32 protein-coding genes are annotated in these 19,675 nt (G+C 49.3%); 1 reads left to right on the plus strand and 31 read right to left on the minus strand.

The genetic code is table 11. From position 1 onward, the window contains the following. Positions 1-150: 150 nt before the first annotated feature. Complete coding sequence (locus OQV04_RS18540; RefSeq protein ID WP_000798703.1) at positions 151-432, minus strand: hypothetical protein; 282 nt, start codon at positions 430-432, stop codon at positions 151-153. Positions 433-497: 65 nt separating this feature from the next. Beyond that, positions 498-1,703 carry a DNA-binding protein gene (locus tag OQV04_RS18545; protein ID WP_136655515.1) on the minus strand — a complete coding sequence of 402 codons (1,206 nt, stop codon included), beginning with the start codon at positions 1,701-1,703 and terminating at the stop codon, positions 498-500. Between the two features lie 482 nt (positions 1,704-2,185). Here OQV04_RS18545 and OQV04_RS18550 point away from each other — a divergent pair, with 482 nt between their 5' ends. Further along, on the plus strand, positions 2,186-2,386 hold the full coding sequence (locus tag OQV04_RS18550; protein ID WP_000569545.1) for a hypothetical protein: 201 nt from the start codon (positions 2,186-2,188) through the stop codon (positions 2,384-2,386). A 171-nt stretch (positions 2,387-2,557) separates the two neighbouring features. Here the strand turns inward: OQV04_RS18550 and OQV04_RS18555 are convergent, their stop codons facing one another. From OQV04_RS18555 to OQV04_RS18695, 29 genes are all read right to left on the minus strand, one after another. Further along, positions 2,558-2,716: a type I toxin-antitoxin system Hok family toxin gene (locus OQV04_RS18555; RefSeq protein ID WP_001447600.1), complete on the minus strand. Its 159-nt coding sequence runs from the start codon at positions 2,714-2,716 to the stop codon at positions 2,558-2,560. A gap of 357 nt (positions 2,717-3,073) precedes the next feature. After that, positions 3,074-3,679, minus strand: coding sequence for a hypothetical protein (locus tag OQV04_RS18560; RefSeq protein ID WP_039026429.1), 606 nt, complete (start codon positions 3,677-3,679; stop codon positions 3,074-3,076). Between the two features lie 213 nt (positions 3,680-3,892). Beyond that, positions 3,893-4,174, minus strand: coding sequence for a hypothetical protein (locus OQV04_RS18565; protein WP_000777866.1), 282 nt, complete (start codon positions 4,172-4,174; stop codon positions 3,893-3,895). A gap of 131 nt (positions 4,175-4,305) precedes the next feature. Further along, positions 4,306-4,476, minus strand: coding sequence for a hypothetical protein (locus OQV04_RS18570; RefSeq protein ID WP_164997028.1), 171 nt, complete (start codon positions 4,474-4,476; stop codon positions 4,306-4,308). Positions 4,477-4,517: 41 nt separating this feature from the next. Beyond that, positions 4,518-4,841 (minus strand): hypothetical protein, encoded by a 324-nt coding sequence (locus OQV04_RS18575; RefSeq protein ID WP_001039866.1) that lies wholly within the window; start codon positions 4,839-4,841, stop codon positions 4,518-4,520. Positions 4,842-5,072: 231 nt separating this feature from the next. Then, complete coding sequence (locus OQV04_RS18580; protein WP_000510222.1) at positions 5,073-5,279, minus strand: hypothetical protein; 207 nt, start codon at positions 5,277-5,279, stop codon at positions 5,073-5,075. 34 nt (positions 5,280-5,313) lie between these two features. Then, positions 5,314-5,538 (minus strand): hypothetical protein, encoded by a 225-nt coding sequence (locus tag OQV04_RS18585; protein ID WP_000551715.1) that lies wholly within the window; start codon positions 5,536-5,538, stop codon positions 5,314-5,316. Between the two features lie 53 nt (positions 5,539-5,591). Continuing rightward, a complete protein-coding gene (locus OQV04_RS18590) occupies positions 5,592-5,798 on the minus strand; it encodes a hypothetical protein (protein ID WP_000765780.1) in 207 nt (68 codons plus the stop codon). A gap of 423 nt (positions 5,799-6,221) precedes the next feature. Beyond that, a complete protein-coding gene (locus tag OQV04_RS18595; RefSeq protein WP_005046476.1) occupies positions 6,222-6,428 on the minus strand; it encodes a hypothetical protein in 207 nt (68 codons plus the stop codon). Positions 6,429-6,541: 113 nt separating this feature from the next. Further along, positions 6,542-7,033, minus strand: a complete 492-nt coding sequence (locus OQV04_RS18600; RefSeq protein ID WP_000209975.1) for a DUF3085 domain-containing protein — start codon at positions 7,031-7,033, stop codon at positions 6,542-6,544. A gap of 4 nt (positions 7,034-7,037) precedes the next feature. Then, entirely contained in the window at positions 7,038-7,346 is a 309-nt protein-coding gene (locus OQV04_RS18605; RefSeq protein WP_001166653.1) for a DUF957 domain-containing protein, read from the minus strand. 208 nt (positions 7,347-7,554) lie between these two features. Further along, positions 7,555-7,935: a hypothetical protein gene (locus tag OQV04_RS18610; protein ID WP_000668780.1), complete on the minus strand. Its 381-nt coding sequence runs from the start codon at positions 7,933-7,935 to the stop codon at positions 7,555-7,557. A gap of 86 nt (positions 7,936-8,021) precedes the next feature. Further along, positions 8,022-8,270 (minus strand): hypothetical protein, encoded by a 249-nt coding sequence (locus OQV04_RS18615; RefSeq protein WP_000203371.1) that lies wholly within the window; start codon positions 8,268-8,270, stop codon positions 8,022-8,024. Between the two features lie 37 nt (positions 8,271-8,307). After that, the gene (locus OQV04_RS18620) at positions 8,308-8,529 is read right to left on the minus strand and encodes a hypothetical protein (protein WP_039026428.1); all 222 of its coding nucleotides are present in this window, start codon (positions 8,527-8,529) and stop codon (positions 8,308-8,310) included. Between the two features lie 175 nt (positions 8,530-8,704). After that, complete coding sequence (locus OQV04_RS18625) at positions 8,705-9,013, minus strand: hypothetical protein (RefSeq protein WP_223953267.1); 309 nt, start codon at positions 9,011-9,013, stop codon at positions 8,705-8,707. Between the two features lie 60 nt (positions 9,014-9,073). Continuing rightward, positions 9,074-9,682 carry a DUF6012 family protein gene (locus tag OQV04_RS18630; RefSeq protein WP_000478449.1) on the minus strand — a complete coding sequence of 203 codons (609 nt, stop codon included), beginning with the start codon at positions 9,680-9,682 and terminating at the stop codon, positions 9,074-9,076. A gap of 30 nt (positions 9,683-9,712) precedes the next feature. After that, positions 9,713-10,237 (minus strand): HNH endonuclease, encoded by a 525-nt coding sequence (locus tag OQV04_RS18635; protein WP_332642535.1) that lies wholly within the window; start codon positions 10,235-10,237, stop codon positions 9,713-9,715. A gap of 30 nt (positions 10,238-10,267) precedes the next feature. Further along, complete coding sequence (locus OQV04_RS18640; RefSeq protein WP_001058453.1) at positions 10,268-10,579, minus strand: hypothetical protein; 312 nt, start codon at positions 10,577-10,579, stop codon at positions 10,268-10,270. Beyond that, on the minus strand, positions 10,576-11,274 hold the full coding sequence (locus OQV04_RS18645; protein WP_001395479.1) for a hypothetical protein: 699 nt from the start codon (positions 11,272-11,274) through the stop codon (positions 10,576-10,578). Before OQV04_RS18645 ends, OQV04_RS18640 begins: the two co-directional genes overlap by 4 nt. Positions 11,275-11,414: 140 nt before the next feature. Beyond that, entirely contained in the window at positions 11,415-11,639 is a 225-nt protein-coding gene (locus OQV04_RS18650; protein ID WP_001122308.1) for a hypothetical protein, read from the minus strand. Between the two features lie 86 nt (positions 11,640-11,725). Next, positions 11,726-12,190, minus strand: coding sequence for a hypothetical protein (locus OQV04_RS18655; protein WP_000129671.1), 465 nt, complete (start codon positions 12,188-12,190; stop codon positions 11,726-11,728). Between the two features lie 182 nt (positions 12,191-12,372). Continuing rightward, positions 12,373-14,748, minus strand: coding sequence for a phosphoadenosine phosphosulfate reductase domain-containing protein (locus OQV04_RS18660; RefSeq protein ID WP_039026427.1), 2,376 nt, complete (start codon positions 14,746-14,748; stop codon positions 12,373-12,375). A 175-nt stretch (positions 14,749-14,923) separates the two neighbouring features. Next, the gene (locus tag OQV04_RS18665) at positions 14,924-15,370 is read right to left on the minus strand and encodes a hypothetical protein (protein WP_000182377.1); all 447 of its coding nucleotides are present in this window, start codon (positions 15,368-15,370) and stop codon (positions 14,924-14,926) included. 47 nt (positions 15,371-15,417) lie between these two features. After that, complete coding sequence (locus OQV04_RS18670; protein ID WP_000002926.1) at positions 15,418-16,224, minus strand: hypothetical protein; 807 nt, start codon at positions 16,222-16,224, stop codon at positions 15,418-15,420. 227 nt (positions 16,225-16,451) lie between these two features. Beyond that, on the minus strand, positions 16,452-16,715 hold the full coding sequence (locus OQV04_RS18675) for a hypothetical protein (RefSeq protein WP_000973213.1): 264 nt from the start codon (positions 16,713-16,715) through the stop codon (positions 16,452-16,454). Between the two features lie 56 nt (positions 16,716-16,771). Further along, positions 16,772-17,104 (minus strand): hypothetical protein, encoded by a 333-nt coding sequence (locus OQV04_RS18680; protein ID WP_000443266.1) that lies wholly within the window; start codon positions 17,102-17,104, stop codon positions 16,772-16,774. Positions 17,105-17,602: 498 nt separating this feature from the next. After that, positions 17,603-18,748 carry a flavin reductase gene (locus OQV04_RS18685; RefSeq protein ID WP_223417145.1) on the minus strand — a complete coding sequence of 382 codons (1,146 nt, stop codon included), beginning with the start codon at positions 18,746-18,748 and terminating at the stop codon, positions 17,603-17,605. Positions 18,749-18,792: 44 nt separating this feature from the next. Next, positions 18,793-19,089: a type II toxin-antitoxin system RelE/ParE family toxin gene (locus tag OQV04_RS18690; protein WP_000581856.1), complete on the minus strand. Its 297-nt coding sequence runs from the start codon at positions 19,087-19,089 to the stop codon at positions 18,793-18,795. Positions 19,090-19,152: 63 nt separating this feature from the next. Next, positions 19,153-19,675: hypothetical protein (locus OQV04_RS18695; RefSeq protein ID WP_332642537.1), on the minus strand; the 523-nt coding region annotated here is incomplete at its 5' end.

Raw genomic sequence — 19,675 nt, forward strand, 5'->3', positions numbered from 1 at the left:
GGAGTTTTTTGCCAGACCAACAAATTCTAGTAGCTACACATTCACTCGCAGAGATTAATCGCTTTAACATAATTAGTGCCAGCACTGAGTCCTTTAAAATTATAAATCCATGTTCTATCCATAACGTCGTGCCATTGCTCCTTTCGGTGTTCACTGCAAACGGGAGCAGGAATTCCGTTGCAGTTCTTCGGCCGCCTGCTGTTGCAGCACGACCATCACTCTGCTGAGCATTGTCAGCGCCTGGGAAGGGGAACCGCCAAACGTCAATTTGATTTCGTTGGTGGTGTGGTGCTGTTCCAGGTCGAGAATATTTACTTCCACGTCTGCGCCCTTCTCATCCTTAGCCGTACAATGAATGCTGACCCGGGTCACCGGGTCCTTAACTGTCTGCAATGGTTTCTTCGTGCTGATGTTGATTGCGGTATTCTTCATTGCCCTGTTTCTCCTTGACCAGTGGTGGTAACCGACCCTACCGGGTGGCGGGGTCAGTCAGGAAATCATGCCTGGCCCTTGTTCTGCTTTTCAGCATGTTTACGCAGGTACTGCGTCAGATCGCCGTGAGCTTTACAAATGGCATTCATCTCGTCATTGGTCAGCACCAGAGTGTAAGTATCGTCGCTGAGGTTCTTAGCGGCCCGTTGTTTAGCTTCTTCCGCAATACGCGAAAACAGCGGGATTGCCGTGTCCGCAATCGTCGTCACGGTCTTTTTGTTCAGTACGCTGGAGACCGACACAGCTTTAGGCTCTGGCGTTTTGACCGGGTCTTTCATCTGCGGTGCCGGGGTCCTTTCCGGGGTCGGCTCCGGGTTAGTGCCCGCACTCCCGTCCACCAGCTGCGGTGGGGTGGTCTCATCGTTAGTACCTTCGCCGGACGTTTGTTCAGTCACGGTGGTTTCCGGGGGGGTCGCATTTGCGTCCGGCACGATGGCTGCTTTCGGCTTCATCGCTGCATCAATGTTGCCAGCTTTGACGAATTTCAGGGTTTTGGCCGTCGCCTTACCATAAACATCAATGGCTTTGGTGATGTTGTTGACCGCTTCATCGCCGCTGTAAAGGTATTCATCCAGCGCGACATACATACTCACTTCACCCTTCACCAACATGGCCTGGAGGGCTTCAGGCAGATCCAGGACGCGAACCATCTGACGCAGGTGCTGTTCGGTTTTACCGCGACGCTTCGCCAGTTCAGCGAACGTTTTGGGTTCTTCCGCGTCTTCAACCATCCGTTTGATGGAGAGCGCCTCAGCTACGACAGACAGAGCCAGATTTGAGTTACCGTCCAGCGTAAACTGCTCGGCACTGGCGCGGCTACCGCGAAACTCCTCGCATCGAATTAACGTGATCAATTCACGCCCTTCATCTGCCAGCTCGATGTTTGCCATCGCGACGGCACGGATACGGCATGCTCCCTGGCGCAGGACCGGACGGCCATTCAGAATCTGTACGACAATAGCTTGTACGCTTAAAGGATCGATCTTGTAGGACTCTTTCAGGCTGTTCAGGTGGGCTACCACGTCAGGTAATGAGTAGTAACTCTCCCCAATGCCAGCAGTACGGGTGTTAAACCCCTCTTCCTCTTCGACCACTGCCGGGTTAATGACTAGACCATTGCTTTTGCGTGCGCCGTTACCGGTACGCTCCAGGTAGGTGCGCAGGCTGATATCGTTGTTAGCGGTTTTTACATCATTTTCGACAGTGGACATGGTGCCTTCCTTTTAGTTTTCGTTTAGGGTGTTTGTTCGCTACAAAACAACAATACCAGGTTCGATTCATTTCCTAATAACCTGAGGCGAAAAAAAAGTAACTTTTTTTCCGGGGGTTATAGTACGCGATCCGTCCGTTTTAAATTCTCGCTAAGGAGGGCAAATTTCACTTTAGTGTGAAAAGCGGGTACATAAAGCAGGAATATGTCGAAAAAGTTACTTTCCCGGTTGCCTGAAAAAATGCCGTTGCAGCAAACACAAGGTGTGAACACCCCCCCGCCCCGGCGGCTCCGGGCAAAGGAGTATCCGATGAAGCTTTCCCGGCAGACCACAAATGATACGGCTGTAATCGAAGGCACCCGCAGATTACCGACCATATCGCCTCCCAGCGAGCCACCGAAGCCAAAAAAGACGGCATGAATTTTAATGCAGGCGTTGAGCTTGCATCTAAAAGGAACTGTGCAACGAGGACAAACATTACCATGATTGAACACCGCACAGAGATGCGCCAAACGGCCATTAAATCGCTTCAGGAAGCCGAAGAAGCATTGACGGCACTGGCTATGTCCTATGAGCTACAGCCCGATGATAAGGCCAGTTCGTGTCATCCACGGACCGGTACTCTCTCCACGGCCAGCCAGGTACGGAAATTGCGCCGTGTCGTCGAAAAGCAGAAAACTTGAAATTCGACAAGGCGGCGGGTAGCTATTTCCTGCATGTACAAACTAACAAGGGTTTAGCCGACGATAGAAAGGAAAAAAGGGTTTCCCCGACCGGAGAAACCCTTTTCTAAAGGTGCCATTAGCTTGCTGGCCCACATTCTGAAATGAGGGGGGTCGCCCCCCCTCTTTCAGCTACTTACCGGATTCGTAGTCCATCACAGCCGACACTTCCCGTGTACCGTCTTTTAGCCTCAGTTCGCAGAGCGAATTGCGCGTAAGCCAGGTGAATATCAACAGCGTAAGACATACTATCAATACGCACAAAACAACGGGTTGGTTCGGCAGTTTCATGGCCTTCTTCTCCTTGCATTTAAGCGGGTAAGAGGCTACTCTGAATGTGACTAGCATACAGGGGCCTCGGGTTAATTTGAAAAAATTACTCGGGGCTTTCTGCTTTTTACCACAGTCAAACAGTGAATCTGCTGGCTGGGGCAAAAGCCTCCAGCACCGAGGTTATTATACCACCCCGCCCCTTTTAAACGAACAGATCGTTCTCCTAAATATTTAATAAGTAAGTATTTCAGGTTTTGCTGCTTCGCAGGCTGTAACAGCAGGTGTCTGACGTAATAACTGATTAAACAGACGGATTCGAATCTCAACACTCAACGACGCCAGCTCGCCTGTTCCCCCGCTTCTTTCCGGCTGTAATCAGTCCGTTTTCGTACCAGCGATCAGTGACAAACGGTGAGCACGAACACTACTGTGCCGGAGGCTGTCCGGGTAATGGGCGATTTTCTCCAGTTCCTCATCGAGGCGGGTATACGTCAGCCTCCTGATTTTCAAGATTTCCTTGTGAAGCCAGCGTTTGATAAAGGGATTGCCGGAAAGCAGTACCAGGTCTGCATCCTCCACTTCATCAAAAAGCCAGACGGGTTTTGCCGGAGTAAGGCGGTAGAGCCAGGGGCGGGAAAACTCCCCCATTGCAATCAGAAACCAGACAACCATGCCAAGTGCGAACTCGATGACCAGCATCAGGGTAAACTGAATATCCCGGACGTCAGGCTCTCCGGTAAAGCTCATTAGGCGGTCGCCAGTTGCCAGACGCTGAATAATACAGACCAGCATCAGCAGAGCCAGTAACAGCGCCATGAGCAGCCCGCCGTTCACTTCAAAAGTAGCTTTCTGGACGCGATCAGGCGGCACCTGCTTACGGTAGCGGCCGACCACATCACCAATCATTACCCTGATGGCTATGCGTTCTTCATCGACCGTTGTTTCGGTAAATCCGGACGGGCCCGTTTCTGTTTGATTCATGTACCCTCTCCTCTCTCTGAAAAATAATGGTAAGACGCAAGCTGATCATACCAGGTGAGCAGGAGTGGTTTTGTCGGTTAAAGGCTGGAAAAAAACGGTTAAAAAAAGAGGGAAATGACAGCAAGAAGGTGGGATGCAGTAAGCGGCTTTGGTTCCCTCCGGTTCTGTGGGGAGGAAACGGCCAGAACAGCAGACCGATACGATGGGCGGGCGCTATTTTGTATCCAGAATTCGTGCCTTTTCTTCCCGCGTCGCCAGTCGGGCACTTCCGGAACGGTCGCGGATCAGCAGTGGCTTTTCCTTTTTCCAACCAGTGATAGCCGTTTCCCCGAAACGACGCGGTGCATTGCCATTCCAGCTGGCAATCACGTGATTATCGTGTACTTCCTTGATGACGACAGAATGAAGAGTCACCGTCTTAATGGTGGTGTTTCCCATTTTGGTCCGGGAGAGTGACCAGACGGTCATCCCCACCTCCAGCTGACTGAGTTTCATCTTTACTCCGGTAATATCGGGATACATCATTAAACGACGTGGAGACGTAGGTTAGCATAAGCACTCACAGCGGATACTGCCGCCAGATAACAGGGTGAGGTATCCGCCATGAGCAGTCTTTACGGCTGGCGTTATTCGGCCAGGGCGCGGGTAATAGACGCACGCTGACGCTGGCGCTCAGCCTTACGCTGGCTGCGGCGATATAGCGTCTTCGCGGCAGCGTAGCGACAATCTTCCGGGTGGTACCAGCAACAGCCGCAGGGCTCAGGCTGGGGTTTTCCGGCAAGTCCGAATGGTTTCATAATGTCACCTTTTAAATGGAATAATGTTCAGGTCCCGTCCATCAGGCCACGGGTTCATTAATGAAGCGGCGTTGCATAAACAGGTACAGATAACCCTCTGGCGAGAACATACAAAGATTCTCGGTAATACAGGCATCGAGGTACTTCGTGTCGCCAAGGAGTCGCTTAATGACAGCCAGCTGGTTAGCCGCAGACTGAATCAGCGGATAGCCATTCACGGCACGATGAATACCTGAGTGGAATAACGAACGAGCCTTTCCAATCTTTTCCCGGGTTGCGTCCATTTCCATATCGATAACAGACTGACGCGCAACATTAATAGCATTGCCGGATAACTCCGCGAAGCTAACCAGAGGCTTATTCATAAAAAACTCCTTCCAGGTATGTGAGCTTATTATATCAATACGGACTTTGCCCCAAACAACCCGACTCGAAATATTTTGGAAATTACTCTAATAACTAAAAATGGCACCCGGAAAATAGAATGAATTTATTTTAAGCTTGCCGAACATGGCTGGCGGCGGAATTAAATTTGACGGTTTTTGATATAAAATATAGAAAGAAGGAGGTTTTCTGAATACCTCCTTCACTGGCGCTCAGTTCGAGAATACGTTAACGCTGTACCGTTTACCGAGCACCTCGGCAGTGGTATCGACAATTTTCTGAATATCATCGGCAATCGCGGGTTTACTGAATGCGACGGTGTGCAGTTCACCAGCCTGTTCCGCCGTCGCACCATCATGAAAGCGGCTGGCATCGTAAAGCTGGACCCGGAGTGTCCGGGTATAATCGACATGGCCCATTATTCCTCTCCTGTTCAGTCAGGCGCTATACGCGTTAATAATCACTTTCTTCCGGTTGCGGCTGGGTGACAAACTGGTACTTCACCCCATTAGGGACGCCAACGGCTTTTGCTACAGATTCACACAGCAGCGACAGGTCATTCAGAGTCATCGGATATTCGATATCGACGGAATATAAGGCCCCGGCGTTCTCGGCCTCTTCGATATTTTTATACTGGGCACTGAAAATGGCTATGGTAGAGATTTCAAGGTTATGCATGAGTCAGTCCTTGTTAATAAAAAAGAAGCCACCGTAAGGTGGCTGAATAAAGGTTACTGGACCTGGCTGGCCTTTTTTTCCGCGTTCTTGTTGTAATCAACGCGGGCAATAACGACGGCAGCGGCCAGGAGTGCAGCGAGACCGCCGTAGAATACTGGTCGGGAGATATCGACGAACATATCGCTCAGGTTATCAACGCCGAGGAGAAATACGCAGATAATGACGATAAAGCGAACAGGTTTGCTGTAGAACAATTTCATCAGGAGCTATCCTTCTGGGGTGAAATGACACCAGCATTACACCATATCAGATGCCAATTTTTTTTCGGTAACGGGCCTATTTTGACAAGAAAAAAGACACATCAGGGAGGCAATGACGAGAGTATTTTCGAGGTGCCTATGGCCTGTCACTTCCTGAACTCAGGAAAAGAACGATGCTGTAGAACACAATCGAAATATAGAAAAGTAACTTTTCCACCGACGATATGTCCGGCGGCAAGTTATTCTTATGCAGGGCACAAATCAGTGAATTGGGTTCCGCGCGGGAAAGTCAAAAAAACTTGCATGTCGTTCCGGATGCCAGGCGACGTAGCACATAGATTTGGGCCTGTGTAAGCGGGGAGCTGGGACGTTTTGTGTCTGCCATAATGTTCCTTTTATAACGAGGGCTGTCCGGCTGACAGATTAGCGGACAGACCTGAAAATAACGTGCATATCCAGCACCTGGCTGAATCCCTGAGCGAGGCAAATGCCTTTACTCTTCCCCCCCCCGACAACAACAAAAATGCGTTGAGCTTCCTCTTCGGCCTGTTCATCAGTCATGCTTTTCTCGCGGATGTGCGAAGTAAACAGGCTCCAGTTTGCAGCGATAAAATCACGTACTTGATGCATTTCCGAATTCTCAGCGTCAATAACCATTTTTAGTGTCCTGTGTTAAATAAGGTCCGCCCTGTTAATAGATCAGGGACGGACTGTTTAAGCGAGATAGCCAGCCTGTGCCGTGGTTATCCATTCACCAGAGTGATTTTTGTGGGGGATACTTTGATACTAAAAGCATTAAATTTCTTTTTAAGAGCGAGTTCAAACCACGCCACCGGGATAGAGACCGAACTATCATCGCCGCCCAATGCCTCCTCTGCCTCGTCATACCATTCATCATCAACAGACGGATTCATCCCACGGGCATAGACAACCGTATCACGGGAAACAGGGGTTCCATCCAGAGATGCATTGGTAATCAGATAGACGCCATGATCTTTTACCAGAAGGATCTGTGGAGTCAGGCGGGCCGGGTCAATGTGTTTGGATGATGGCCAGAAAATTCCCCCCGTCTGGTTCATTTCCACTTCTGTTTTGCCCTCTTCGTTGAGAGGAGTACCGCCGGGGTAATTTGACGGTTCAAAAAGCTGTTCAATGGTTGCATTGAACCGTTCCGCCGAGCGGAGTTCTTCGAGGAGCTTTTTTACCCCAGCAATTTCGAATGTTAATGTGGTCATAAACTTATTCTCCATCCGTAGTCAGCATCAGATATCGGGTGGCCAGTAGCAACTCTTTGACGTCAGCAGTTGAAACCTCCCCTTTGCCTTCTACCGCGTCCTGCAAACGCTGACGCGTCGCCTGAATCGTCTCTGACGACAGTGACGCCAGTTTGCTCAATACAGCGTTAGCTTTTTCCACAGCGGGATACAGGGACTCTGAGGTGGTATTGTCTACATCGTTATCGAAAAACAGGTCAGACTCCATATTAATATTGTCTTCGAGCCAGCTGGTAAGAATATCAAGTAAAGACATAACTTTATTAATCTGCATTTTTCTCGCCCTCGGTTGATGTAATTCAAATATAACAAACTGTCTCGTCTGGCTAATAACCCAGAATGAAAAAAATAAGCGATTTATTAGATAGGACTGAATTAAATTTAAATGGAGTGCAGCCGGACTCAGTTTAAAAACACTCCGCGCTAAAGGCAGAAAAAAGCCTTCCGAAAGGGAAGGCTTATGCACTACATCAGGAAAAGAACTATCGCTGCTTCTGGAGCGCGATATACGCTGCGAAAACAGCTACCAACACCGTCATGAAGTAAACTAGATATGAACCAGATTGCCAGACATTAACGCCAAAAAACGAAATTAATTTTCCGTCCGGGATAACAGAAAAAATCAGGTTCCAGAATCCAACCAGAACGACCTGAGAGATAATCATTTTACCAAGCGATCCCAGTTCATGAGCCGCATACATTGCAGCCATGACAAATGTCAGAGCTACCACAAGCAGCGCAGACAAAGCCACAACCGAAATGCTCAGGCCGACGGATGTAAACAGAATGGCATCTTTAAAAGTCAGACCTGTAAAACCCCAGATCAGAATGGCTAAAATGAAAAACATAAGGATAAATTTCACTAGAATTGCGTCCCTCTTTCGGTGGCAGAGTGTCGGTCAGGATGCCTGTGGCGAGGCAACTACAGACAGAATTTAACACAAAAAATTTAATTACAAATCCGTTCACAGGCCTGTTTCAATGATTCTTTGGTATGGCTATGTGCGGCCTGATTTAACAATGCCCGGATGTGTAGTTCATCATGACCGTCAGCTACAAAGAGTTTGATTTTACTTTCAAGGCGGCTCATGGCTTCGTAGAGTTTTGCCTCTTTATTGTTCTTCATAAAGCGAAGAATGTAATCCGCAATAATATGCTCTGGTGGCGTTTTAATTTCACGGCAGCGATTGCTTGTCATGAGTTTTTCCTCAAGTTTGTGGCAAAATGGCACCATCTCATTTAAGCCTCCCTTTTCCGGTTGTATAATTAATTTGACCTGCTTTACACAGCGCCAGCAAACGGCGATCAAGAATATGCGACGGTTGCGGATTGCTTTCCCCGGCTGCAATCCGGTGACACTCTGCTTTGATCTCTCCGGCAAATAATGTCGAGAACGGCGTAGGAACTGGGGTAAGAATTTCGTTGAGTGCCCTGTCCAGCGCCAGATACTTATCCATATTCATGTCCTTGCAGGTAATTGAATGGATGGGGTTTAAATTTATTATACTGAATCGAGTTACTAAACTAATATCCTTCAGGATGAAGAAAGGAATCATCCACCTTCAGTATGTATTCGACATATAGGACACGTCTCTAAAATTTTTCGCGTTTTCGCGATTTACACCGACAGGCCTACCAGTCACCACCTTCGATATGAAGTTGCGTCGCAGAAACAGCCACCATTTCCTGCATTGGCTGGTCATGCTTGTTATGACTACTCCCAAGCAGTAGGCTCACCTTGCCGTTAGCGGAAAAAAACATAGCATCAGGAAAATGCTCTCTGACTTCCCCCAGCAATGTGTGCATCGACTGAGTCAGTCGGTAGAATCGACGTGCGGCAGTCGGCATTGCATCATCAAGGAGATCTCCGGCGTCGCCGTCCCCGCTGTTTATGAAACTCAGTACCTTATCTTCGTCCATTCGAACCTCTTTTTCAGTCATGTCATATATATCCATTGAGATATCTGTCAGCCTGAGCAACGACATCAGGCTGACCTTCGCTCACCCGGTAATAACGATGGCCTGTTCCAATTGTGGCTGGCGATCCCCCCGCAGCGCTACCGACTCCTGGAGGCGTGCGGAAGGCATCGTCATTGCCTTAAACCCCTCATCCCGCGAACGCACCAGCATCCCCCACGAATGGGTTTCACAGACATCGTTCTCGAAATTGGGTTCGGTCGACAGCAGTGATTCCATCTTCGGTTCGATGTGTACCGGCGCAATGTTTTTATAAACAGGGTGAACACGACACTGTTCAGACGCTTGTGCTCGGTAGCTCCCTTGCGCCAGCAGCACGTCATGGGAAACCAGGTCATAATCTGTATCTTCGACAAAAGTCTTCAGGGTGTGCGTTATTTTGCCGAATCCTTCGATATTCCAGACGGACACCATCGTAAACTCTTCAAACGCACGGGGACTTTTGACCAAAAATCCATTCAGCGCCCTACGCCCCTTCAGCATCCCCACCAGGTATTGCTTGTTGGGATAAGGGCGCATCGCAACAAGGTCATTACCAGTCAGGCGTAGCGACAGTTCCGGGACGCTTACGGAATCCAGCGTGCAAAGATTTCCCATCGGATGCAGGATTTTTGGTACAAGGTGCAAAAACATCGGTATTCTCCTCGTTTATTAAGCCTTCAATTATTGTGCCGTCGCCTGATGTATTTCGAACCAGAAGACAACCGGCTTTTCCGTGACTTCAATTAACCCAAATCGCTCTGCGGTTCTGAAGTTGACGCTGTATGCCCTGGCGCGTTCTACCTGGCGGCTTATTTCTTTCCTCATGCCTTTAACACTTAATGCACCTTTAAAGAGATTGCAGGGGGCGCAAGCCGGAAAAAGATTTTCGATTGCATGCAGTTCAGGGTGCATGACCTTACCGGTACTTCGAGCCCGGTGTGTCACTCGACTTCCAGCGGGGGCTCTGACCATTTCAAAATCCCGCCTCACCGGTTCAACATGATCGGCATGCCAGCCTTTTTCCGGCAAAGGACAGCCGCAGTAGGCACACCGACCGCCAAATTTCAAACGCAGTTCGGCTCGTTGCTCTTTGGATATTTTATTTTTTGGTTTTGAAAATCGCCCATCATCAGATTCAACCTTCGGGAGGAGTTCTGAAAAATTGGGTAATTCGATTACTGCGCCTTTGTTATTTAGAACTTTCACCGGACCTCCCAACCATATTAAGACGATTTTTTATTTATTTTCCTGAATTAGTTTTCGAATTTTAATCAGGTGTGGTCGGCTTAATTTGCATAGCTGTTCGGTCGCGGCATCCAGAGTGGGAAATACATGGGCCTCATTAATATCCAGTGTCCAGTATTTCGCTTTACCTTCTCCCAGATCAGATTCAAAGTAATTCCGCTTTACCCCAATCTGCTTTGGTCTTCCATTAATTCTGACGATTTCATGCCGCTCGTCGAAGATAAAACCCTCTCCGACCAACGTCAGGAGGACAAAAGGGCCCTCGGCCTTTTGCGTACCCAGCGAACTCATCTCATTATTCATACGACCTCCCCGGTAATACGCTTAAAGTTGACGACCCAGACCCACGGGTTGGCCTGCCAACTGTCCTCGCCGTACGTGTTTTTCCAGAGGCTGCGGAAGCCAAGAAAGTGCTTATCGCCAAGAACACAACATTCTGTTGGTGCGCCTTCAGCTTTGGCATCTTCCTCGCTGATGGTATTTAACCGCTCTACCCGCAAATCGGTAATTTCCAGTGCAATACGGCTGGCCCAGCGAGGCATATGGATTGAAGGTGTCCACGCACCTTCGAACTTCATATTTTCGGTACGAGGCTTCCAGTCGGCCTCATCAGGGATCGACCACAGCCCATAATCCCCCGACCGCTGTTCGCAGCTCGCCCGGTAAATGCGGGCTGCTTCAGTCCTGTCCATCACGATGTTGTCATTCCAGTCCACCGCGCACGCATCTTCATTCCCGAGCAATGAAAACGCCTCACGGACCGTAATGCGGTCGCCAACTACGCCGTACGGACAAGGCCGAAGCGCCGAGTATGGCTGGGTCCCTGTTGGAAGCCACCAGTCATGCGTGTGCCCGCGATGTCGCGGTGTTTGCGCAGGCCTTATAGACCATTCATCCGAACTATATTGAGGCTTTATAATCCGCCGCGTCTGTGTTTTCTGATCTGCCAGAATTGCCCGGACCATTTCATCATTAAAAAGCATTCCATGTGTCTTCACTGTGCTGTCTCCTTTCACACATGGTTCACACATTGAGAGGCCTATCCCTCTTTATCAGCCAGGCATACCGAAACTGTCGGTAGTTTTACGGGAACGGGCAACTGCCCCCCTACCTGATAAAGTGGTGTTCTCCCCCAAAATTAATCGTATTCCCCATCCACTACCGGCTCAGTCGTAATTTCATATTTCACTCCGCCGGGTACATCCAACGCTTTAGCGACGGACTCACACAGCAATGACAAATCATTCAGGGTCATTGGGTATTCAACTTCCAGGCTGTGCAGTGCATTGGCGCTGGCAGCAGCAGCCTTGTCAGCATGACAGGCATTAAAAACGAAAACGGTGGTTTTTTCTTGAATAGGCATAGTGCAATCCTCTGAATAATTAGCCCTGTGATCAGGGCGGTTTTTGATTAAATTTAAATGTTCGTTTTCAATAATTAGTGAATCTGTTAATCGGGTTGTGACTTATCATTTTCTCCAACCGAAGTGCTGTCGAGAAATGACCATTCTTGTTTGGGGCTTTTATATAATGCACTAGCCTCAGTACTCATCCACGACTCACAGGCTTTATAAGTCATGCCTTCCTCTCTAACGCGGTCCTTAAAATACGCCCAGGCTTGCAGATCAAGCGGCTGATACTCTTTCAGCGACTGGTCAAGCCTTTCCTTCCAGATTTTCTTCCGATGAGTAAAATGAGGAAAAGCCAGGAATGCATAACTACCTGCAACAAAAAAAAAGAACAGGAGTCCGCCCCATAGAGAATGTTTGAAAAACACCAGTCCTGGGAAAATCCATGCCACAATGGCAACAAATAAAAGAAGGTGCTCCTTCCCAGTAGGTTTATTAAAATGCCAGGAAATTGCAATACACTTTAATTTACTAAAGTGATTTTGTTTCTCCTTAATATCGGTCATATATCAGTCCTTACTTATAAAAAAATGGTTATTATTAGTCTGATGTAAAAGTTACTTTTCAAAACAGTCCCTTTAACGAATTCCGCACCTGCGCTCATTACAACACACACCATTCGGCGCTTTTTCCGTTAACGGGGCTATTTTCACGTTTTTTGCACGTATGTCTGATTTTGCTGGTGGGCTCACGCCAGCAGGCGGACCATGCGTTTCAACAGAGGCCTTAACAACGCCGCCGTCCTCTCCCGGCATTCATCCACATGCCGGAACCCCGTCTTTTTCGAAGACTGAGGGCCGGATAACATCCGCAGCTCCCAGATGACTTCCCGTAAGGTTCCTTCGCGCTCCGGCGAAATACACCCGGCTAATGTCTCCAGAAAGCGTTTTCTTACGGCCCGGTAATACAGACGTTCTTCCGGTTGCTGTGACGAAATCCGCAGGTTACAGAGGGTCAGGACAGCGTCAAGAGTCCTTGCCTTCAGTTCGTCTCCCGTCCGGGCCAGATGTAGCTGTTGTTCTGTCTCCAGTTGCGTCGTTATCCACCCCCCCAGAGGGGTTTTGTTGTAGGTGTGCAGTGCCACACAGGCCGCAACACAGCACCAGAAGCGCAGTTTCTGCCGCTGCCCCCGCAGTTTGCGGGCTACGAGCAAGCGATAATCGCTGTCGGCCAGGATCTTGAAACGGCGGCTGGCGAGCAGAGACGGCAGCGACGTCTGGTCGTTAATGCCAAGACGTGAATAGGCCTGCCCGCGTTGAGCGAGTCGATGGTACACCGCACCTTTCCCGCGCGAAATTCGGACGGCGCCGTATCTAAGCAGGTACTGTGCCGCCGCCACAGGGGTAAACTCACCGTCAGACACACGCTGGCGTAATCCGTCATATTCATGCCAGATAATCCAGGATGCCGTGTCTTCATCGACCGTCAGCTCATCCTCTTCTTCGAATGCAACGATGTTCAGGCCTTCCCCGCTACTCATCAGACTGCGGGAAGCTCGCTCATCCTCCCGACCGTCAAAATAGGCTATTTCGGATGACGGATCGGACAGCCCGTCAAATGACGTCCCGATACGGCCTTCCGGCAACTTCATCCAGCGTGGTGCTGGCATCGGCGTGCGGGGTACTGGTTGCATAGCTGGCTCATCGTCGAGAAGATCCAGTGCCCCCCCTTCCCACACCTGGCGGTAAAGTTCAATGGCACGAAATGGGCGCGGGTTAAAGCAATGCAGTGACCAGAGAAAGTCGATATGCAGCACGTTAGCCTCCTGCACCAGTCGAAACTGCGGCTCCGACATGCGGCGGTTATGCGCGGTATCTTCGATCTCGCCTGAAAGTAACTTTTCATGCACCGCTGCGGCCCGCTGAGCCTCCACGTAATCGAGGCTGCAACAGATATGGAACAGTCTTTCGGTCAGGGACGACGAGAACACATTGGGCTGAAGACGCACATACCCGCCCTCAAACACTTTGCGTCCGATATAATCCCGAAGGCTCCAGTCGTACTGAATTTTGGTCAGGAAACGCTGAAGGCGGTTGAGACCAGCCTGGTAGCCGTACTTCTCAGGGTCAGTGCGGAGTAAGGTTTCCATCGAGTGATCAATGCCGACGGCGCAGCATAGCGAGCATCCATAGCGAGCGCCGCAGGCAGAAGACCGGACAGTGGATTTCTCCGGCGTCCAGATACATTCCCCGGTCGCGTCTTTGTAAAGCGTGGCGAGGCTGAAGTTGTCCGGCAAAAAGCTTGGCAGCGGAAATCGCGCCAGAGAACCACAGGCCATCAGAAATGACCAGATATCCTGTGCCCGCCACTCTTTCACCGGGTACAGTTCGCCGCCGTGCTCCGTGAGCGAGACGCTGTCCGCCTGCCCGCCCATTCTTAGGATGTTGTCTGCCCGACGGGCGCTCTCATCATCGCGGGAACCCAGCATCAGGCACACTTTGTTGCGGACAGAAGCAGGTGCATTTTTCAGATAACGGGCTTTGGCCTGGCGCAGTGGAGAACGCTTTAGATCTGTAGCGCATTGACGCGTAGAAGAATTTGTCCAGGTTGGAAGTCCACGCCCGGTCAGAATGCGTCCGACCCAGCTCTGGGTCATGGACGGGCGGGCCACAAGGACGGTCAAAGGCAGTTCTTGTTCGGCAATAAAGGCTCTGAGCTGGCTGAGAACCTGCGTGGCCTGATGATGCATCTCAGGGTTTTCAATCAGGGTGTCAGACATCTGAATGAAGTGGTGCTGGCTGACGTTCGACCCGTTTCGTACTGCACGGATCAAGGCCATAAGGAACAAGTGCAGTAGCGAGTGAGAGTCTTTCCCGCCGCTGTAGCCGACGCACATGGTCCAGCCTTCGGTAATCGCATGATAAATGGCACTGGTTGCCGTCGTCACGCGCGAAGCGAGACTGACCGGCTCACCGGCATCAGTATAATTCAGATCCGCATCGGTCTTCAGTGTCTGCCAGACATCGCCCCATTTATCCTGCGTCAGAATGGCAGCGTTAGCCGCCTCAGAAAATTGAATTTCTGAGGGTAATTCAAGGAATGTTTCTTTCATTTCGATATACATATTATTTCCTGAATTGGCTTTCGCTGTATTGTCGCGATATTTATTAAATCCATTTAATATCTTCAGCGCAATATGTGAAGCTAAAAATAGTTAAATTGAAATCATGCCAATTTAATTAAATAACACTGAACAAATAAAATTACGCGGCAATAAATATATTATGTTCTCCACGCTCTCACGAATACTGCTGGGTAATTAAAACCGTCGCATTTGATTCCAGCTCTGCCAACGGAATTAGGGGCGTATTGAGCATCATGTCATCGCCGCAATGACGGGGTACAGCCGTCAGATGAAATGATTCTTTCATGACCCGGATGGAAGTTGTTTCCGTGCGGCAGGAGGGCATTACGTCCCGGAGCATCGTTTCCTGTCCGCTGCTGTCACTTTCAATAAACGCAGCCTGCGACATGAGAACCTCAATGTCCTCTTCCAATGTTTCGGACCAGTGGCAGTCATAGAAGAAAAACTCGGCGGCGTACAAATCATTTTCTTTCACGTATGCCGCCAGTTCACGGATACGCTTAGCCAGCGACGTATCAATGGAAAAGAAGACGCTTTGCGGGACATCACTCGCAAATTCATTGATGCAGCTAGCGGACAAAATCAGGATTTTATTGGTCATTTTCAGCTCTCCATGCCACCGGCTGTTCCGGTGGCAATCAGGGATTATCAGGCAGTCACGGGGCACAATTCGTCAAGTGAAGGCAGTAATTTGCTCAGGCTTTCGTACACGACGGGCATCAATTCAGTGACGCTGTGAAGCGCCATGCTGGTATTGTCTTCTTCGCTGAGAATGATAACTCCATCCTCACCAGGATTGTCGGGCGTGCTCTCGTCAGAGGCCAGGCGGTGGCGTGCAACGTCATAAGCCGATTCTGATTTTTTGCAGCTCATCAGATAGCATTGAGTGTATGTGTATTCGTGGTTGTACTGGTTCACTTTCACCAACGCATACTGAACACCGGCATCATGAGCTTCGTTCATCAGGCGAGAAAAATTAAAGCCTTCTTCGTAGTGGTGTGTATCTTTAGTCACCACAATAGTCGCACCGCCGAACTCGTTTTCGCGTGGTCGGTCGCAGACGAAAGCGGCATTGATTGTGACCATCTCAGGCAGGTTAAACACCGACAACACGGCAGTTGTTACCGCGATAGCGTGGTCGAGGTTAATGCTTTCATCATGGCAGATTGCCAGGCCTTTACCGGTGATTTCCGCTTTGAGTTCCAGCTCGTAATTGTCTTCTGGTGACTCCGACTGACCAAAAGTCGGCTCAAACGGATCGCACTCCGGGTGGTTCTGAATAATACCCAGGACAAGCAATTCAGTGAGGGAACACTCTGAAACCGGTTTAGACAGCAAGTGTTCACCTTCCGCCACATCCGTGTCTGTAACATACGCAATCGCGTCCAGTGCCATCTGTGCCTGTTCCTGTGAACAGAGAATTGTGAAGGATGCCTGAGTGTAATTGTTCGCCATTGCATAACTCCTTATTTAATTAAATGTGATTACTGTCTGTGAATAGATAATATCAAAACAGATACCTGCACCTAATAACCAATAATGAAATATGTTCGAAATTTTTATAGAGCAGACAGCGCCATATTTAATAATCCAACTTTTATTCTGGATACGGTGTAAAATAAATATACGGGAAAACAAAAAACCGCCACAAGGGCGGAATTTATTAGACGGGAAAGATTTGGTTATACGGTATGTGTCAGGGAGGAAGCAATGAGCCTGTCTGGTAACAGTGATTGTAGGGACGCAGACGAAATAACAAGCACCTGATCCAAGTGCGCTACACCTTCGTCGATATGTTGCTGGAATGCCGCTTCAGCTTCACCGCAGGAGTCCGCTTCGACCAGCATCACCTCTTCCTCATCATCAAACATCATGCGGCCTGAGATAATATACAGTCGGCTTAAGTCCGGGGTATTTACAGCGATGCCCTGTTCGTTAATCATCATTTTTCTCCGCCTTCAATTTTTAAATTTGTCAGTTCTGCTACGTGTAAAAAACAGCATCAGCCCTGTAAACCCGGACAGGTATCAACGTAGCTCATTGGTTTGCCGATCGCGGCGCTCAGGCGAAGGATTTCGCCGATGGAGACGTACCGAAGCATTTCCGAACGCCCGTGTTTCTGGTATTCATCCACCGACATAGTGCGCCAGTCCTTGTGCGGTGCGGTTTTGCACAACTGCCAGTTGTCGGCAATGGTCGGGCGACGCAGGACATATACACCCAGCGAAGGCGTGAGGCCACTGCCGAATGCCTGCTCCACCACAATACGTACTTCAGAGCCGTCGGGGCGTTTCAGTGTCTGAGTAATTTTAGTAATGAGCTGTTCGGATTCCATACTATTAACCTCGACCGTCAGTTGGGTTGCTGTAGGGATATTTTACCAAAGTCGGCTCTCTGGCTAATAAGTAAGAAGTGATTTTTTCATTCATTGAAGTTTCTTTCATATGGAATGAATATTAATTATTTAAACTGACTCGGCCTATTTTAATTATTATTAATCAGGGTATTTAATGTGCAAATTGGCAGGGCGCTGAATTACCGGGCATCCATTGCCCGGACAGTTTATTAAAAAAAACTGATAATGCCCCGCCGGAGAATTACGCCAATTCCTGTGAAGGCATGGTCTGGCTGAAAAGTTACTTTTCCCGGTTGCCCTGCCTTGATCCCGTATCGTTTATACCGGTCTGCTCTTACATCCTACCTGGGCAGCAGCTGGCTACGGTGATCGGGTATTAAAATAGAACCGGTCTGTTTTACCGCAGATTCAATGCCCCGCACCTAGCGTAAAATCGCCTTTCCCGGATGCCCTCCTTAGTCGTCCGGCACGATGGCGCTACTCCCAGCGATAAGGGGTAAAATAGTCCTCGTTAACAGCAAGAAATTCGGTCAGGGAATGCATCGCCTTCGTGTCATATGCCGTCACAATAAAACGGTATCCGTCCACCGTTTCGATGTAGCTGATCCCCCGTGGCGTGCAACTGGATTTCACAACTTCCGCCGTCATCATAAACTGCCCTTGCGGGAATTCCGGTGACAGGTAGATAAAGCCAGTGGTGGCTGATGACGGGTTGGCATTCATCAGCACGCCGTTAAATTGCTTTCCGTGCCGCGCCGGAATCAACGCGCTCCCCGCTGTCGCCTGAGTCATCAACTGGCGGATCAGGGTTTCCTCTTTATCTGAGCTGTAGGCGCGAACATCATTTTCAGCCCCGGAGCGTGAGTAGACGCCGACATGAGCAAGACGTCGGTACTCGTTACGCATATAGGCATGACAGGATGCACCGGCTCGCCCCTGAAGAGTGACGCCAAAGTCTTCACATAACATCAGTACCTGGCGCAGGTTTTTGTCATAGACCGTGGCAGAGAGCGCCAGGTTATAGCTGATGAATGTCAGCTCAAAAACCCGGGTATGTGCGTCACTAAGGTGTGCCTCCATGCGGATCACTGGTTTCTCCGTCATTGGAAACGGCGTACCGGCCAAGCAGTACGAGGTAACATCGCTAAAACACTCGTCGATCACACTGGCAATGACCGTATCGGCGTCAATGACAGCCGGAGCTGGAACATAAATCTGAAACTGTCCTTCAGTGCCCGGTTGGATCAGGACGGGGTATAGACGCGGGGAATTGAGTTGTTCGCAGTCGGCATTGATCAGTTCTGTCCAACCGGGTTTTCCGGTGGGAGCATCAAGGCGAAGACCCAGGTTATCGCAGAAGTCGACGATCTGGCGGGAGTGCTCCACCATCACTGCCCCGGAGAGTGTCAGACCGTGCGTAACCATCTGCATCTCACTCGTCCGGGTCTGGGAGTTCTGGGACCAGGGCTGTAATGAAAGCGTCGTCCGACTTAAGGAGGGAATGATGGTTTCATTCAGAGGTTCAATAAGCTGGCAATGCGCATACAGCCGGGTGGCGAGGAAGTCAAATATGAAGCTTGCCTGTTGTTTTGTGCTGGCCTGAATATAAAACATCGCATCCATGCCTGAATCCCGGGATGAAATACCGAAAAGTTTCATTTTTTACCTTAATGGATGAGCGATTTATAATCATGCGCCGACAGGTGGACGTTATGTACGCCATCGTTCCACTCAAAGAATAGCCGATATTTTGAATTAACTCGAATGGAAGAATACCGGTTTGCGGTCATTCTTAAGCGTTCGTACCGCAAACTACCAGATAACAATTCGCGTTCGTTTTTAACATTATTTAACGTTTCCAGTCTGCATGAAATCGCATTAATCAGTTCAGCAGGAATGCCTGCCGTGGATTTTCCATTACGGAAAAACTTTTCCAATCGCCTGTCTTTAAATGAATGGATCATATTTTCCTCCGTAACGAAATGAGTTTAAATAAATAAGAATTAAAAAAGCCTGAATCTAATTTATTACATCCCGAGGATTCTGGCTGCGACCGTCAGTTGTTTATCACTTAATGGAAATTTGCGTGATAACGTCGACTTCAGGCTGTTCAAAAAACTGTTCTCGCCGTCTTGCTGCGTGATGGCGTCCACCAGTTCTTGGTGGTTCTGACACCAGAGGTTGAACGCGGAAGTCTTTGATTGAACAGCACGTTGACGCTCTGCTGCCTGAGCGGCTGAGATCTTGCGAGCAGCTTCTGGGTATATGCGATACAGTGCAGTCAGGGTGTAACAGGTACGGGTAGTGACCAGGCTATAGCCAGTGGCATTACAGGCAATACAGCGGCTCTTATAAAAGTGATTGCGTTCGCCACGTCCATTGCATTTATTGCAAGTAACACGGTAAATATATTCCCCGGTGCCTTTTACTGAATCAATACACTTAATCTTAGCGTTATCGATTGCCATTCCGCTACGGTCAAAGTATTTATCCATTTTTGATTCCTCAGGTTTGGTCTGAAGTAATAATGACAGATTGGCCTCGCTGGCT

It is taken from the genome of Escherichia sp. Lx600-2 (assembly GCF_036662595.1).
In the GTDB taxonomy this organism is placed as follows: Bacteria; Pseudomonadota; Gammaproteobacteria; order Enterobacterales; family Enterobacteriaceae; genus Escherichia; species Escherichia coli.

Coding starts and splice junctions, on each gene's coding strand:
- OQV04_RS18540 (WP_000798703.1), bottom strand. CDS start 432: ATGAAGAATACCGCAATCAACATCAGCACGAAGAAACCATTGCAGACA.
- OQV04_RS18545 (WP_136655515.1), bottom strand. CDS start 1,703: ATGTCCACTGTCGAAAATGATGTAAAAACCGCTAACAACGATATCAGC.
- OQV04_RS18550 (WP_000569545.1), top strand. CDS start 2,186: ATGATTGAACACCGCACAGAGATGCGCCAAACGGCCATTAAATCGCTT.
- OQV04_RS18555 (WP_001447600.1), bottom strand. CDS start 2,716: ATGAAACTGCCGAACCAACCCGTTGTTTTGTGCGTATTGATAGTATGT.
- OQV04_RS18560 (WP_039026429.1), bottom strand. CDS start 3,679: ATGAATCAAACAGAAACGGGCCCGTCCGGATTTACCGAAACAACGGTC.
- OQV04_RS18565 (WP_000777866.1), bottom strand. CDS start 4,174: ATGAAACTCAGTCAGCTGGAGGTGGGGATGACCGTCTGGTCACTCTCC.
- OQV04_RS18570 (WP_164997028.1), bottom strand. CDS start 4,476: ATGAAACCATTCGGACTTGCCGGAAAACCCCAGCCTGAGCCCTGCGGC.
- OQV04_RS18575 (WP_001039866.1), bottom strand. CDS start 4,841: ATGAATAAGCCTCTGGTTAGCTTCGCGGAGTTATCCGGCAATGCTATT.
- OQV04_RS18580 (WP_000510222.1), bottom strand. CDS start 5,279: ATGGGCCATGTCGATTATACCCGGACACTCCGGGTCCAGCTTTACGAT.
- OQV04_RS18585 (WP_000551715.1), bottom strand. CDS start 5,538: ATGCATAACCTTGAAATCTCTACCATAGCCATTTTCAGTGCCCAGTAT.
- OQV04_RS18590 (WP_000765780.1), bottom strand. CDS start 5,798: ATGAAATTGTTCTACAGCAAACCTGTTCGCTTTATCGTCATTATCTGC.
- OQV04_RS18595 (WP_005046476.1), bottom strand. CDS start 6,428: ATGCATCAAGTACGTGATTTTATCGCTGCAAACTGGAGCCTGTTTACT.
- OQV04_RS18600 (WP_000209975.1), bottom strand. CDS start 7,033: ATGACCACATTAACATTCGAAATTGCTGGGGTAAAAAAGCTCCTCGAA.
- OQV04_RS18605 (WP_001166653.1), bottom strand. CDS start 7,346: ATGCAGATTAATAAAGTTATGTCTTTACTTGATATTCTTACCAGCTGG.
- OQV04_RS18615 (WP_000203371.1), bottom strand. CDS start 8,270: ATGACAAGCAATCGCTGCCGTGAAATTAAAACGCCACCAGAGCATATT.
- OQV04_RS18620 (WP_039026428.1), bottom strand. CDS start 8,529: ATGGATAAGTATCTGGCGCTGGACAGGGCACTCAACGAAATTCTTACC.
- OQV04_RS18625 (WP_223953267.1), bottom strand. CDS start 9,013: ATGACTGAAAAAGAGGTTCGAATGGACGAAGATAAGGTACTGAGTTTC.
- OQV04_RS18630 (WP_000478449.1), bottom strand. CDS start 9,682: ATGTTTTTGCACCTTGTACCAAAAATCCTGCATCCGATGGGAAATCTT.
- OQV04_RS18640 (WP_001058453.1), bottom strand. CDS start 10,579: ATGAATAATGAGATGAGTTCGCTGGGTACGCAAAAGGCCGAGGGCCCT.
- OQV04_RS18650 (WP_001122308.1), bottom strand. CDS start 11,639: ATGCCTATTCAAGAAAAAACCACCGTTTTCGTTTTTAATGCCTGTCAT.
- OQV04_RS18655 (WP_000129671.1), bottom strand. CDS start 12,190: ATGACCGATATTAAGGAGAAACAAAATCACTTTAGTAAATTAAAGTGT.
- OQV04_RS18660 (WP_039026427.1), bottom strand. CDS start 14,748: ATGTATATCGAAATGAAAGAAACATTCCTTGAATTACCCTCAGAAATT.
- OQV04_RS18665 (WP_000182377.1), bottom strand. CDS start 15,370: ATGACCAATAAAATCCTGATTTTGTCCGCTAGCTGCATCAATGAATTT.
- OQV04_RS18670 (WP_000002926.1), bottom strand. CDS start 16,224: ATGGCGAACAATTACACTCAGGCATCCTTCACAATTCTCTGTTCACAG.
- OQV04_RS18675 (WP_000973213.1), bottom strand. CDS start 16,715: ATGATGATTAACGAACAGGGCATCGCTGTAAATACCCCGGACTTAAGC.
- OQV04_RS18680 (WP_000443266.1), bottom strand. CDS start 17,104: ATGGAATCCGAACAGCTCATTACTAAAATTACTCAGACACTGAAACGC.
- OQV04_RS18685 (WP_223417145.1), bottom strand. CDS start 18,748: ATGGATGCGATGTTTTATATTCAGGCCAGCACAAAACAACAGGCAAGC.
- OQV04_RS18690 (WP_000581856.1), bottom strand. CDS start 19,089: ATGATCCATTCATTTAAAGACAGGCGATTGGAAAAGTTTTTCCGTAAT.